This window comes from Streptococcus mitis, from assembly GCF_003944325.1.
In the GTDB taxonomy this organism is placed as follows: domain Bacteria; phylum Bacillota; class Bacilli; order Lactobacillales; family Streptococcaceae; genus Streptococcus; species Streptococcus mitis_CW.
Window position 1 is genome coordinate 1 of the sequence record NZ_RJPX01000004.1, and the last position, 13,213, is coordinate 13,213.

A 13,213-nucleotide genomic window follows, 5' to 3' on the forward strand; every position below is an offset into this window, starting at 1 on the left:
ATAGCACTAGTGATGGTAACACCAGATGAATTGCTGATAAGAAATCTTGGAAATGGGATGACTTTCACAAATGAGCATCATCGCGATTTGCGGCAAGGACTTATCCGCATTCCAAAATCAGAGACGAAAGAATTTGAGATTCGCAACTGGAAAAGAGCTTTTGTATTTGGCGATTTTTTGACAATTAAAACAAGCCAACATAGCTATTATTTACAGGTTAGAGATGATGGACTTCAAAAAGGAAGTCTTCCTACCAAACATTTCTCCGACTTGAAAAGACAAGATTTTCTAGGATTATTGACAGATAATCGAGCATTCTGATAGACAATTGCTCCAAAAACTAACCTCTAAACATTCAAAAACCACATAGTGTTTTCAGCCTTAAACATAATCAAGCTGAGAGAATCACTGTGTGGCTTTATTGGAAAGTTAGTTTTTTCCCAGTTTAGTCTCTTCACGGGAGGTATCTCTATGAAAAAAATCAGTCATCTTTGTATGTTTCTGCTGTTGCTGTGTACCACTTTTTTTGTTTTTAATGTAAACTACACACGTGAAGCGGTTCGGATTCGGGAAATGGGAAAGACTGTAGATTCTTTGGATTTGTATTTGAAAGATATTAACGAACCTGCAGCGTCTGTTCTTCGATTTTTTGAGGATGTATCAAAGGAGTACAAAGTCTCCATCATCAAAACAGACAGTGGTGATGAGGTAATCAAGTCTGGTGTTTTTGATAAAGATACCTTCCCCTACCAAGAGTTTGGGATTTCTTCTCTTGATTTTACCACAGATGGTGAAGGAGTCTACAGTAATAAAGAAATTTCTAATAAACTTGGTACGATACCGACCTTTCTAAAAGCCAAGCCTATTCAGCTTATAACTTTTCAAACCTATATCAAGGATACATCTCGTAGTTTAAATGGTCGCTATACGATAACTTCTACACAAGAGATGGATAAGGATAGGATTGTACAGAAATGGAGCGATTTTTTCAAGATAGACCAGGCTACCTTGCTAGAGCCTACCTATAAAAGTGCAGTGGAAGTCATAAATCGAGATTTGCTTTTATCTGCCATTGTTTTTGTCTTGGCTATTTTACTTCTTGTGTTAGTAACAGTTTATCAGCCGATGATGGAGATGAAACGAGTGGGGGTTCAAAAGTTACTTGGTTTTCAAAGCGGGGCGATTTTAGCTGGTTTTGTAAAAACTAATTTTTATCTTCTCTTGGGTGGAAGTCTTGTCATTGACTTGGGACTATTTTTAGTGCTGGACTACAGGCCAAAACTTCTGTTCCCAAGTTTACTCTTATCCCAATTTCTGCTTTTACAGTTGTATTTGTTCATTAGTTGGCTGACCTACCTGATGATTCAGAAAATGACAGTTAGTTCCATGTTGAAAGGTTTTTCATCTGTCAAACTTGGTCTCATCTTCAATTATGTGATGAAAATAGGGACAACTATTTTACTGACGGCCTTACTGATTGGGGTAGGCAGAAGTCTAGAACAAGAAAACAAAGAACTTGCTTATCAGCAACAGTGGGTAAGCCAAGGGAATTACTTGACCTTAGAAACCTTCCAACTCAATGATAACCTGTGGCAAGAAGAGCTAGCAGGGTCAGGGAAATCTACAGATTATTTCTACCAATTTTATCAAGATTTGCTAGCAAAAATACAAGTAAATTATGTGCGAAGTGCGAGTCTTCCTATCAAACCAGTCATCAAAGCTGAACAAGTACAGCAGTACCAACTGCCTGATAAGGTAGATGTTTACTATGCTAATAGCAATTTTCTAAAGAGCAAGGGATTCAAGTTACCAGATACCAGCACTAAAAAAGTTATTTTGATGCCAGCCAGTGATAAAGGACAAGAAGGTAAGAATCAGTTCTTGGGAAAATCCATCGCCTATCTTTCTCTGAGGTATGAAGATCAGCAAAAGCAAACAATAGAAGATATGGATGTAGAAATTGCCTACTATGAAGGAGATTGGTCATTCTTCCCTTATAATAATGAGCGAAAGGAAAACCTCCACAATCCAATCATTAGTCTGGTAAATGATCAAGACATGATGTGGGAAGAAAAGACTCGCTTGTCAACGACAGGTTTAAACAATCCTATGAAAGTTGAAAATACAGAACAAAATCAAAAAGTGATTACGGAGTTAGTTGAGAAATTATCAGATGGGAATTATTTAAAATTTTCATCGCTTCAAGCCATTCAACAAGAGAAAGTAGATTCTTATCGAGATGCAGTTCGAAATCTTAATATACTCTTTGCTTTGTTTGGTCTCCTTAGCATGATGATTTCCTACTTCTTACTAGTAACAACTTTCTTATTGAAGCGCAGGGACATCATTACCAAGAAATTTATGGGGTGGAAACTGGTCGATCGCTACCGCCCTCTTCTAGTTCTGCTCTTGTTGGGCTATAGTCTCCCTCTTCTAGTATTGATTTTCTTTGCCCATGCGCTCTTGCCACTCCTGCTGTTTGCAGGCTTTACATGTCTGGATATACTATTTGTGCTAGTCTTGGCTTCTAGGATGGAGAAAAGAAGTCTAGTAGAATTATTGAAAGGGGGCATCTTATGATTGAGTTAGAAAATATTACCAAAACCATTGGAGGAAAAGTGATTTTGGATCACTTATCTCTCAGGATTGATCAGGGAGATTTGGTTGCCATCGTTGGAAAAAGTGGTAGTGGCAAGTCGACCTTGTTAAATTTATTAGGTTTGATAGATGGTGAATATAGTGGACGGTATGAGATTTTTGGTCAGACAAATCTAGCGGTTAATTCTGCTAAGTCGCAAACAATAATCCGTGAACATATCTCTTATCTGTTTCAAAATTTTGCCCTGATTGATGATGAAACGGTCGAGTACAATCTCATGCTGGCGCTGAAATATGTGAAATTGTCCAAGAAAGACAAGTTCAAAAAGGTGGAAGAGATTTTAGAGAGAGTAGGTTTGTCAGCTACTTTGCATCAAAAGGTCTCCGAGTTATCTGGTGGCGAACAACAACGAATTGCAGTTGCTAGAGCCATCTTAAAACCCAGTCAGCTGATTTTAGCCGATGAACCAACAGGTTCGCTGGATCCTGAAAATAGAGATTTGGTCTTGAAGTTTCTCTTAGAGATGAATCGCGAGGGGGAAACAGTCATTATCGTGACCCACGATGCTTATGTAGCCCAACAATGTCATCGGATCATTGAATTGTGAAAAATACAGAAATCTTATCAAAAATCTTTAGATTTAAGGATACCTTTAAAATTTAATTTTAAAACACTTATTTGGAAATCGTATGACTCTTAAGCTTCGAATACCTTAGTTCTCGTGATTTTGAGCTATTCTAGCTTTAGAATTCTTCAGAACGTAAAATTTTAAGCAGTCAAAGGCTTAGAATAATCCTAAAACATTTATTTTATAGCAATTCTAAACATAGAATTGCATAGATATGTGTGTATTTGATCTGTTCGATAGTTTGGACAGCTCTATTCTGAGAAATCTGAGTTAGCAATGCTTTAGAATAGTATTTCGTCAATGGAGTTTATTGAAGGATTGCTTATTTTATGCTACTCTAAAATAAAACGGATTTAATAGAGCAAATGGAGAATCATTACATGAAACATTTTTTTGCTGGAATTGGTGAGATAAGATTTATTAGTTATCTATTGTCTCTATGTGTAGGACTAGCCCCTATTTTTCATATCTATGTAATAGGTTCTGAAATGAACTTTGTGAAAATAGTATTATCTATTTTGGGAATTATATTTGTTTGTATTTTAACTATTGCTCGAATTTATAGGACTTTTTTCTATAAAGAATAGTTTGGACTTGAAATATATACTATGTAAGAGCTTGGCAGATTATCAGCCTCTTTCTTGTCTTCTCTAACCAAGCATGTTATAATGAATACTGCTCAAGCGACCTTCAATCGTTAAAGCACACACGACCTTCAATCGTGAATAAACGAATAGATGGGAGACTTACCATGAGTGATAACTCTAAAACACGTGTTGTCGTGGGGATGAGTGGTGGTGTTGATTCGTCGGTGACGGCTCTTCTTCTCAAGGAGCAGGGCTACGATGTGATCGGTATCTTCATGAAGAACTGGGACGACACAGATGAAAACGGCGTCTGTACGGCGACCGAAGATTACAAGGATGTGGCTGCGGTGGCAGACCAGATTGGCATTCCCTATTACTCTGTCAATTTTGAAAAAGAGTACTGGGACCGCGTTTTCGAGTATTTCCTAGCGGAATACCGTGCAGGACGTACGCCAAATCCAGATGTTATGTGCAACAAGGAAATCAAGTTCAAGGCCTTTTTGGACTATGCCATGACTTTAGGGGCAGACTATGTAGCGACTGGCCATTATGCCCGAGTGGCGCGTGATGAGGATGGCATCGTTCACATGCTTCGTGGTGTGGACAATGGCAAGGATCAGACCTATTTCCTCAGCCAGCTTTCGCAAGAACAACTTCAAAAAACAATGTTCCCACTGGGGCATTTGGAAAAGCCTGAAGTTCGCAGACTAGCAGAAGAAGCAGGCCTTGCGACTGCTAAGAAGAAAGACTCAACAGGAATTTGCTTTATCGGAGAAAAGAACTTTAAAAACTTTCTCAGCAACTACCTGCCGGCTCAGCCTGGTCGTATGATGACAGTGGATGGTCGCGATATGGGCGAGCATGCAGGCCTTATGTACTATACAATTGGTCAGCGTGGAGGTCTCGGTATCGGTGGGCAACACGGAGGTGACAATGCCCCTTGGTTCGTTGTCGGAAAAGACCTAAGTAAGAACATTCTCTATGTCGGGCAAGGTTTCTACCATGACTCGCTCATGTCAACCAGTCTAGAAGCCAGTCAAGTCCACTTTACTCGTGAGATGCCAGAGGAATTTACGCTAGAATGCACAGCAAAATTCCGCTACCGTCAGCCTGATTCGAAGGTGACCGTCCATGTCAAAGGAGATAAGGCAGAAGTTATCTTTGCAGAGTCACAACGCGCGATTACACCAGGACAGGCAGTTGTCTTTTACGATGGCGAAGAGTGTCTCGGTGGCGGTTTGATTGACAATGCTTACCGCGATGGACAAGTTTGTCAGTACATTTAGATTGACAAATTTTCTCAATTTGCTACAATAATAACAGCAATAGAAATGATGGTCAAAGCTCATGGATGTTGCAGGCTTTTTTGTCCTGCACTTCTTTGGAGTTTTGACTGTTTTTGTGTCGTTTAAGGGAAAGGATAGGAATGACTCAGCAAGACTTTCGGACAAAAGTAGACAATACGGTTTTTGGAGTTCGGGCGACAGCCTTGATTGTCCAAAATCGCAAGCTTCTAGTCACCAAAGATAAGGGCAAGTATTACACTATCGGCGGTGCGATTCAAGTTAACGAAAAAACGGAAGACGCGGTAGTCCGTGAAGTGAGGGAAGAACTGGGTGTTAAAGCTCAAGCTGGGCAACTAGCTTTCGTAGTTGAAAATCGTTTTGAACAGGACGGTGTTTCCTATCACAATATCGAGTTTCATTATCTGGTGGACTTGCTTGAAGATGCCCCACTGACCATGCAGGAAGATGAGAAAAGGCAACCTTGTGAGTGGATTGACTTGGACCAGCTTCAGGATTTCCAGCTAGTTCCAGCCTTTTTAAAAACAGCCCTACCAGATTGGGACGGCCAACTAAGACACATTCATCTTGAGGAATAGGAGAGAAAAGGATGGTTAAGCTTATTGCCCATGTACTTGTTCATAGTGGTGATGATTATTTGCTCATTCAGCGTTCGGAAATTAAAAGAGGACAACCCAATGTTTATCCAACTTACTGGGATATTCCTGGTGGCGGGGTTGAAAAGGGTGAACTTCCGCGAGATGGTGCTCTTAGAGAATGCATTGAAGAAGCGGGAGTTAGGCTAGATAGCAGTTCGCTCAAACTTCTTCACGAAGATAGTCAACTGGATACTTCTAAGGATACTGTCTTTACTCGCTTAGTTTATAAAGCAGAGTGGGTTGGGGAGAAGCCAATTATCAGATTAGATCCTGAAGAGCATACACACTTTAAATGGGTTACTATGGCTCAAGCTCTAGAGGAGGAGAAGTTAGTTCCTTATTTACGAGAAATTTTTGAAAGGTTAAGAAATGACTTATAATTTTACAGAAGAATACGATATTATTGTAATTGGTGCGGGACACGCTGGGGTCGAGGCTTCCTTAGCTGCCAGCCGTATGGGCTGTAAGGTCTTGCTTGCGACTATCAACATTGAAATGTTGGCTTTCATGCCTTGTAATCCCTCTATCGGTGGTTCTGCCAAGGGGATTGTTGTGCGTGAAGTCGATGCCCTCGGTGGTGAAATGGCTAAGACCATTGACAAGACTTACATCCAGATGAAGATGCTCAATACAGGGAAGGGGCCAGCGGTGCGTGCCCTTCGTGCGCAGGCTGACAAGGAGCTTTACTCTAAGGAAATGCGCAAGACAGTTGAAAACCAAGAAAATCTGACCCTTCGTCAGACCATGATTGATGAGATTTTGGTCGAAGATGGAAAGGTTGTCGGTGTACGTACGGCGACCCATCAAGAATATGCTGCCAAAGCTGTTATTGTGACGACAGGGACGGCCCTCCGTGGGGAAATTATCATCGGAGACCTCAAGTACTCATCAGGTCCTAACCACAGCCTAGCTTCGATTAACCTTGCTGACAATCTTAAGGAACTTGGTCTTGAAATCGGTCGTTTCAAGACAGGAACGCCTCCACGTGTCAAGGCTTCTTCTATCAACTACGATGTGACAGAGATTCAGCCAGGGGACGAAGCGCCAAATCACTTCTCATACACTTCGCGTGATGAGGACTATGTCAAGGATCAAGTGCCATGCTGGTTGACCTACACCAATGGTACCAGCCATGAAATTATCCAAAATAACCTCCACCGTGCTCCTATGTTTACAGGTGTGGTCAAGGGAGTGGGACCTCGTTACTGTCCGTCGATTGAGGACAAAATTGTGCGCTTTGCGGACAAGGAACGCCACCAACTCTTCCTAGAGCCAGAAGGGCGCAATACAGAGGAAGTCTATGTCCAAGGTCTATCAACTAGTCTGCCTGAGGATGTCCAACGTGAGCTGGTTCATTCTATCAAAGGTTTGGAAAATGCAGAGATGATGCGAACAGGTTATGCCATCGAGTACGATATGGTCTTGCCTCACCAGTTGCGTGCAACTCTGGAAACTAAGAAAATCTCAGGACTTTTTACTGCTGGCCAGACAAATGGAACGTCAGGTTACGAAGAAGCTGCTGGCCAAGGGATTATCGCGGGTATCAATGCGGCTCTGAAAATCCAAGGCAAGCCTGAGTTGATTTTGAAGCGCAGTGACGGTTATATCGGGGTGATGATTGATGACTTGGTGACCAAGGGAACTATTGAACCCTACCGTCTCTTGACCAGTCGTGCTGAGTACCGCCTCATCCTCCGTCATGATAATGCCGATATGCGTTTGACAGAGATGGGACGTGAGATTGGACTTGTGGATGATGAACGCTGGGCTCGCTTTGAAATCAAGAAAAATCAATTTGACAATGAGATGAAGCGCCTAGACAGTATCAAACTCAAGCCAGTCAAGGAAACCAATGCCAAGGTTGAGGAGATGGGCTTCAAGCCGTTGACAGATGCGGTGACTGCCAAGGAATTCCTTCGCCGTCCAGAAGTTTCTTACCAAGATGTGGTAGCTTTCATCGGGCCAGCTGCAGAGGACTTGGATGACAAGATTATCGAATTGATTGAAACAGAAATCAAGTACGAAGGCTATATTTCCAAAGCCATGGATCAGGTTGCCAAGATGAAACGCATGGAAGAAAAACGTATTCCAGCTAATATTGACTGGGATGATATTGATTCTATCGCAACAGAAGCCCGTCAGAAGTTCAAACTCATCAATCCAGAAACCATCGGCCAAGCCAGCCGTATTTCGGGAGTAAACCCAGCAGATATTTCTATTCTGATGGTGTATCTGGAAGGTAAAAATCGTAGTATTTCTAAAAATCAAGAAAAGAAAGCATAGAGAAAAACAGCTCCGAAGACGGGGCTGTTTTGTTGATTTTCATTGAGTATTATTCTTCATCTGGTGTGAGGATCATTGGGATAATGATCGGTTCACGTTCGGTATTTTCATAAAGGAAGGGGCGAATGGCGTTGACAATGGCACCATTGACAGATTGCACGCTGGCGTCCTTATTTTTCAGTGCGATACGAATGGCATTGAAGAGGATGCGTTGGCTTTGGCGAATCAAATCACCAGACTCTCTCATGTAGACAAAGCCTCGGCTGAGGATATCTGGACCAGACAGAATCATCTGCGATTTGAAGTCAACAGTTGCGACTGCCAGAACGACACCGTCTTCAGATAGATCACGACGATCTTTGAGGACAGCAGCGCCGATTTCACCGATACGATTTCCATCGACATAGATATCTTGGGCGTTGAAATGACCTGCGATACGAGCTGAGTTAGCAGTAAGGGCAAGCACATCACCATTGCTCATGATAAAGATATTGTCCTTCTCGACACCAGTATCCACCGCTAGTCCAGCGTGGACTTTTTGCATGCGGTATTCACCGTGGACAGGCATGAAGTATTTTGGCTTAATCAAGCGGAGCATAAGTTTTTGCTCTTGCTGGCCACCGTGTCCAGATGTATGAATATTATTAACCTTACCGTGGATAACTTCGACACCAGCTTCAGAAATGATGTTAATCAGCTTGTTGACGCTAGTCGTATTTCCAGGGATTGGACTAGAAGAGAAGATAACCGTATCACCTGGTTGGAGTTGCACCTGACGGTGGGTTCCGTTGGCGATACGAGAGAGGGCTGCCATTGGCTCACCCTGACTACCTGTACAGAGAATGAGAACCTCGCCTGCAGGGTAATCTTTGATTTCATTTGGCTCGATAAAGGTTCCCTTAGGAGCTTTGATGTAGCCAAGGTCAATTCCGTTGACAATGGCCTTTTCCATAGAGCGACCAAAGACCGCAATCTTGCGTCCAGTCTTAACAGCAGCTTCAGTTGCTTGCTGGAGACGGAAGATATTTGAGGCAAAGGATGCAAAGATAATGCGTCCTTCAATGCCTTGGATAATCTTCATGATGGACTGACCAACGACTTTTTCAGAGTTGGTAAAGGTTGGCACTTCTGCATTTGTCGAGTCCGAGAGAAGACAGAGTACGCCTTCTTCCCCAAGGGCAGCCATACGGTGCAAGTCTGCAGGTTCTCCAACTGGAGTAAAGTCAAACTTAAAGTCACCCGTACAGACGATTTTTCCTTGAGGAGTATGAATGACAATTCCCAAAGGCTCTGGAATAGAGTGAGTGGTTCTAAAGAAAGTTGCCTTGAGGTTTTTAAAGGTCAACTCAGTGTTGTGGTTGATTTCGTAAAGTTTGGCGTTGCGCAAGAGGCCGTGTTCTTCGAGTTTTCCACGGATTAAAGCCAAGGCAAGCGGTCCAGCATAGATAGGGACATTTGCTTGCTTGAGCAGGAAAGGAATCCCACCGATGTGGTCCTCGTGTCCGTGTGTAATCAAAACAGCCTTGACGCGGTCGATATTGTCTACGATGTAAGAGTAATCAGGAATGACGTAGTCGATACCCAGCAAGTCATCTTCTGGGAATTTAATTCCAGCATCGACGATGATAATCTCGTCTTGGTATTCAATTCCGTATGTGTTTTTCCCGATTTCTCCCAGACCACCGATGGCAAAAACGCCGACTTCTTCAGGTTTAAGAGTGTAGGCCATATTAGAACTCCGTAATTTCGAAGGCGCCAGTTTCTTTTTCGTAATCTAGCAATTTGTCAGACAAGAGTTCGATATACTCGATATTGTACTCTGGGCGATTTTCTTCGACAAGTTGGCGAGCAGCGATACGACCCTCAAGTTCTGAGCTGGCATCGATGTCTAGGTAAAGTGCGCGTGTAGTTTCACGACGTGGGCTACGTTCTTTTGTTTCTTGATAAAAAACTTTGTAAATCATATAGTTCCTTTCTATTTTACAGGTCAGCTTATTCCAAACTTTTAGCAGAGATTTGCTTGATTTCATTCCATTTTGTGTCTAGATTGACCTTGATTCGTTACAATTGTTTCAATTATAACATAAAATGAAAAATTAGTAAAAGACGGAAACGAGAAAGTCATAGAGTCATTTGGTAAGCGCTTGCAAAAATAAAGAAAATATGTTATCTTGATAATGGGAGTGGAATTTATCGTTTGTCATAATTCCCTATAGTTTTTAAGTCAAGGAGGTTGCCCTATGTATAACTTATTTGCTTTTGCTATCGGAGTTCGCTTGGTGGCTTTTATTATTTTTGTTGCTTGTGTTTATGGAGGGAATCTTCTGTTTGCAAAACTAGAACAACGACAAACCAAGTTCTTGTGGAAGATTACCTTTGTGACTCTCTATTCGCTTTTTCTCCTCCTTGTAACCTATGTCGTTTGGTTTGTATTTTTCTTTGGATTAAATGCTTAGATGCCCTGCTCATGCTAGGGCATTTTTGTTTGGGAGTAAAAGATAGTAGATTTATGACACGAAAATTCCACCCCATCTATCCAGATGAGGTGGTTTTTACATTTTTCTAAAATGACATGACAATGGAATTTTCAGAGCTTATTAGTTTTATGTTAATAATTCTTCTGTTCAAAAATAGAGTTGAAGGCTAAAAATAAAACAATACAAACAGATAAATCAATCGGTAAAGAGATAGTAGTAATGTTTAAATCATTGAGAATGCTGAGCAAACTGTAAGATATGAAGAAGATAAAATTTATCCTTCTAAAAATGTGTTTTTTATCTAGCATGACTTACCAAACTTTTTACGGAGATCCTTTCAATTTTCTTGTTCACTTTTATATTCGGAAAAGAAAAGGAAAAGTGAACATCTTTTTAAATTATTTTTAGTTAAGTGAGGGTATTCCTGTTTGGGGATAAAGAAAATTCCCATGTGCCAGCTTTTGTAGTATAATAGTAAGCAGACAAAAAGATAGGAATATGTTATGAAAGTATTAGCTTTTGATACGTCCAGCAAGGCTCTTTCTCTAGCTATTTTAGAGGACAAGCAGGTTCTTGCCGAGACGACGATTAATATTAAGAAAAATCACAGTATTACCCTCATGCCTGCCATCGATTTTTTGATGGTAAGTTTGGACTGGACGCCCAAGGATTTGGACCGAATCGTGGTGGCGGAAGGACCAGGTAGCTACACAGGCTTGCGAATTGCGGTAGCAACTGCCAAGACCTTAGCTCACACTCTGAACATCGAGTTGGTTGGTATGTCTAGCCTCTTGGCTCTGGTGCCATACCAACAAGAAGGCTTGTTCGTTCCTTTGATGGATGCGCGTCGCAACAATGTTTATGCAGGGTTTTATGAAAATGCTCAGCCTGTCATGCCAGAAGCACACCTGCCTTTTGAGCGAGTGATTGAGCTAATCAAGGGTGCTAGTCAGGTAACCTTTGTCGGAGAAGTTGGCCCCTTTGTGGAGCAAATTCAAGAACACTTGCCAAGGACTAATTACAAAGAAACCTTGCCTAATGCAGCCAATCTTGCTCTTTTGGCCTGGGATAAGGAAGCAGACTCCTTGCACGATTTTGTGCCGAATTACCTCAAACGAGTTGAAGCTGAGGAAAACTGGCTCAAGAACCATACCGAGTCTGGTGAGTCCTACATTAAGCGCCTATGATTGAAATCAAACGAATCCAACAGCAGCCTGACTTGGCTCAAGCCATCTACGCTGTTATGGCAGATATTTACCCAGTCAGTCCTTGGACGCTGGAACAAATCCAAGCAGACCTGTTCCAAGACCAGACTTGGTACGCTCTGGCTTATGATGGGGAAGAAGTGATTGGCTTTCTAGCCGTGCAGGAGAATCTTTTTGAAGCAGAAGTCCTGCAAATTGCTGTTAAAGGAGCCTATCAGGGTCAGGGGATTGCGTCAGCCTTGTTTGCTCAATTGCCGACAGACAAGGAGATTTTCCTCGAAGTCAGAAAGTCAAACCAACGAGCGCAAGCATTTTACAAGAAAGAAAAGATGGCAGTCATCGCTGAGCGAAAGGCCTACTACCATGACCCAGTCGAGGACGCCATCATCATGAAGAGAGAAATAGATGAAGGATAGATATATTTTAGCATTTGAGACATCCTGTGATGAGACTAGTGTTGCCGTCTTGAAAAATGACGATGAGCTCTTGTCCAATGTCATTGCTAGTCAAATTGAGAGTCATAAACGTTTTGGGGGCGTGGTTCCAGAAGTAGCCAGTCGTCACCATGTCGAGGTCATTACAGCCTGTATCGAGGAGGCACTGGCAGAAGCAGGGATTACCGAAGAGGATGTAACGGCTGTCGCGGTTACCTATGGACCAGGCTTGGTTGGAGCCTTACTCGTTGGTTTGTCAGCAGCTAAGGCCTTTGCTTGGGCACATGGACTTCCGCTGATTCCCGTTAACCACATGGCTGGCCACCTCATGGCAGCTCAGAGTGTGGAGCCTTTGGAGTTTCCCTTGCTAGCCCTCTTGGTCAGCGGTGGTCATACGGAGTTGGTCTATGTTTCTGAGGCTGGGGATTACAAGATTGTTGGAGAAACGCGAGATGACGCGGTTGGTGAGGCCTATGATAAGGTCGGCCGTGTCATGGGCTTGACCTATCCTGCAGGTCGTGAGATTGACGAGCTAGCTCATCAGGGACAGGATATTTATGATTTTCCTCGTGCTATGATTAAGGAAGATAATCTGGAGTTTTCATTCTCAGGTTTGAAATCTGCCTTTATCAATCTTCATCACAATGCCGAGCAAAAGGGAGAAAGCTTGTCCACAGAGGACTTGTGTGCGTCCTTCCAAGCGGCAGTTATGGACATTCTCATGGCAAAAACTAAGAAGGCTTTGGAGAAATACCCTGTTAAAACTCTTGTCGTGGCAGGTGGCGTGGCAGCCAATAAAGGTCTCAGAGAACGCCTAGCAGCCGAAATCACAGATGTTAAGGTCATCATCCCACCTCTGCGTCTTTGCGGAGATAATGCAGGAATGATTGCCTATGCCAGCGTCAGCGAGAGGAACAAAGAAAATTTTGCAAGCTTGGACCTCAATGCCAAACCAAGTCTCGCTTTTGGTACCATGGAATAAGGAGTCAGCTTAAGGCTGACTTTTTCACTTGCTAAAATGTCAGAATATTTTGACAAAACTGTAAAATAATGATATA

13 protein-coding genes and 1 pseudogene are annotated in these 13,213 nt (G+C 42.3%); 12 read left to right on the forward strand and 2 right to left on the reverse strand.

Annotated elements, in window-relative coordinates; all coding sequences use genetic code 11:
• The 8 genes and pseudogenes from D8787_RS02115 to mnmG all read left to right on the forward strand — a co-directional run.
• Positions 1 to 321, forward strand: a pseudogene (locus tag D8787_RS02115) (hypothetical protein); the annotation flags it as partial.
• 150 nt (positions 322 to 471) lie between these two features.
• Positions 472 to 2,580, forward strand: coding sequence for a bacteriocin-associated integral membrane family protein (locus tag D8787_RS02120; protein WP_125420476.1), 2,109 nt, complete (start codon positions 472 to 474; stop codon positions 2,578 to 2,580).
• Entirely contained in the window at positions 2,577 to 3,206 is a 630-nt protein-coding gene (locus D8787_RS02125; RefSeq protein WP_125420478.1) for an ABC transporter ATP-binding protein, read from the forward strand. The genes D8787_RS02120 and D8787_RS02125 overlap by 4 nt, the downstream gene beginning before the upstream one ends.
• Before the next feature lie 401 nt (positions 3,207 to 3,607).
• Entirely contained in the window at positions 3,608 to 3,814 is a 207-nt protein-coding gene (locus tag D8787_RS11795) for a hypothetical protein (RefSeq protein WP_125420480.1), read from the forward strand.
• 164 nt (positions 3,815 to 3,978) lie between these two features.
• Positions 3,979 to 5,100, forward strand: a complete 1,122-nt coding sequence (mnmA, locus tag D8787_RS02135; protein ID WP_125420482.1) for a tRNA 2-thiouridine(34) synthase MnmA — start codon at positions 3,979 to 3,981, stop codon at positions 5,098 to 5,100.
• 140 nt (positions 5,101 to 5,240) lie between these two features.
• The gene (locus D8787_RS02140; RefSeq protein ID WP_185776729.1) at positions 5,241 to 5,696 is read left to right on the forward strand and encodes an NUDIX hydrolase; all 456 of its coding nucleotides are present in this window, start codon (positions 5,241 to 5,243) and stop codon (positions 5,694 to 5,696) included.
• Positions 5,697 to 5,707: 11 nt separating this feature from the next.
• Positions 5,708 to 6,136, forward strand: a complete 429-nt coding sequence (locus tag D8787_RS02145; protein ID WP_125420486.1) for an NUDIX hydrolase — start codon at positions 5,708 to 5,710, stop codon at positions 6,134 to 6,136.
• A complete protein-coding gene (mnmG, locus tag D8787_RS02150; RefSeq protein WP_000221914.1) occupies positions 6,126 to 8,039 on the forward strand; it encodes a tRNA uridine-5-carboxymethylaminomethyl(34) synthesis enzyme MnmG in 1,914 nt (637 codons plus the stop codon). Before D8787_RS02145 ends, mnmG begins: the two co-directional genes overlap by 11 nt.
• Positions 8,040 to 8,088: 49 nt before the next feature.
• Here mnmG and rnjA read toward each other — a convergent pair whose 3' ends face one another.
• Together rnjA and D8787_RS02160 are read right to left on the reverse strand one after the other, a co-directional pair.
• A complete protein-coding gene (rnjA, locus tag D8787_RS02155) occupies positions 8,089 to 9,768 on the reverse strand; it encodes a ribonuclease J1 (RefSeq protein ID WP_033686139.1) in 1,680 nt (559 codons plus the stop codon).
• Position 9,769: 1 nt separating this feature from the next.
• Complete coding sequence (locus tag D8787_RS02160) at positions 9,770 to 10,003, reverse strand: DNA-dependent RNA polymerase subunit epsilon (RefSeq protein ID WP_000639572.1); 234 nt, start codon at positions 10,001 to 10,003, stop codon at positions 9,770 to 9,772.
• A gap of 276 nt (positions 10,004 to 10,279) precedes the next feature.
• On the opposite strand from D8787_RS02160, the gene D8787_RS02165 reads away from it, so the two are divergent.
• The 4 genes from D8787_RS02165 (at position 10,280) to tsaD (ending at position 13,137) form a co-directional block, all read left to right on the forward strand.
• Positions 10,280 to 10,495, forward strand: coding sequence for a hypothetical protein (locus D8787_RS02165; RefSeq protein WP_125420488.1), 216 nt, complete (start codon positions 10,280 to 10,282; stop codon positions 10,493 to 10,495).
• 524 nt (positions 10,496 to 11,019) lie between these two features.
• Entirely contained in the window at positions 11,020 to 11,703 is a 684-nt protein-coding gene (tsaB, locus tag D8787_RS02180; protein WP_125420492.1) for a tRNA (adenosine(37)-N6)-threonylcarbamoyltransferase complex dimerization subunit type 1 TsaB, read from the forward strand.
• Positions 11,700 to 12,137 carry a ribosomal protein S18-alanine N-acetyltransferase gene (rimI, locus tag D8787_RS02185; protein WP_125420494.1) on the forward strand — a complete coding sequence of 146 codons (438 nt, stop codon included), beginning with the start codon at positions 11,700 to 11,702 and terminating at the stop codon, positions 12,135 to 12,137. Before tsaB ends, rimI begins: the two co-directional genes overlap by 4 nt.
• Positions 12,127 to 13,137 (forward strand): tRNA (adenosine(37)-N6)-threonylcarbamoyltransferase complex transferase subunit TsaD, encoded by a 1,011-nt coding sequence (gene tsaD, locus D8787_RS02190; protein ID WP_125420496.1) that lies wholly within the window; start codon positions 12,127 to 12,129, stop codon positions 13,135 to 13,137. The genes rimI and tsaD overlap by 11 nt, the downstream gene beginning before the upstream one ends.
• Positions 13,138 to 13,213: the final 76 nt, after the last annotated feature.

Excerpts from the sequence above, each read along its gene's own strand:
- D8787_RS02120 (WP_125420476.1), top strand. The coding sequence starts at position 472 with ATGAAAAAAATCAGTCATCTTTGTATGTTTCTGCTGTTGCTGTGTACC.
- D8787_RS02125 (WP_125420478.1), top strand. The coding sequence starts at position 2,577 with ATGATTGAGTTAGAAAATATTACCAAAACCATTGGAGGAAAAGTGATT.
- D8787_RS11795 (WP_125420480.1), top strand. The coding sequence starts at position 3,608 with ATGAAACATTTTTTTGCTGGAATTGGTGAGATAAGATTTATTAGTTAT.
- mnmA (WP_125420482.1), top strand. The coding sequence starts at position 3,979 with ATGAGTGATAACTCTAAAACACGTGTTGTCGTGGGGATGAGTGGTGGT.
- D8787_RS02140 (WP_185776729.1), top strand. The coding sequence starts at position 5,241 with ATGACTCAGCAAGACTTTCGGACAAAAGTAGACAATACGGTTTTTGGA.
- D8787_RS02145 (WP_125420486.1), top strand. The coding sequence starts at position 5,708 with ATGGTTAAGCTTATTGCCCATGTACTTGTTCATAGTGGTGATGATTAT.
- mnmG (WP_000221914.1), top strand. The coding sequence starts at position 6,126 with ATGACTTATAATTTTACAGAAGAATACGATATTATTGTAATTGGTGCG.
- rnjA (WP_033686139.1), bottom strand. The coding sequence starts at position 9,768 with ATGGCCTACACTCTTAAACCTGAAGAAGTCGGCGTTTTTGCCATCGGT.
- D8787_RS02160 (WP_000639572.1), bottom strand. The coding sequence starts at position 10,003 with ATGATTTACAAAGTTTTTTATCAAGAAACAAAAGAACGTAGCCCACGT.
- D8787_RS02165 (WP_125420488.1), top strand. The coding sequence starts at position 10,280 with ATGTATAACTTATTTGCTTTTGCTATCGGAGTTCGCTTGGTGGCTTTT.
- tsaB (WP_125420492.1), top strand. The coding sequence starts at position 11,020 with ATGAAAGTATTAGCTTTTGATACGTCCAGCAAGGCTCTTTCTCTAGCT.
- rimI (WP_125420494.1), top strand. The coding sequence starts at position 11,700 with ATGATTGAAATCAAACGAATCCAACAGCAGCCTGACTTGGCTCAAGCC.
- tsaD (WP_125420496.1), top strand. The coding sequence starts at position 12,127 with ATGAAGGATAGATATATTTTAGCATTTGAGACATCCTGTGATGAGACT.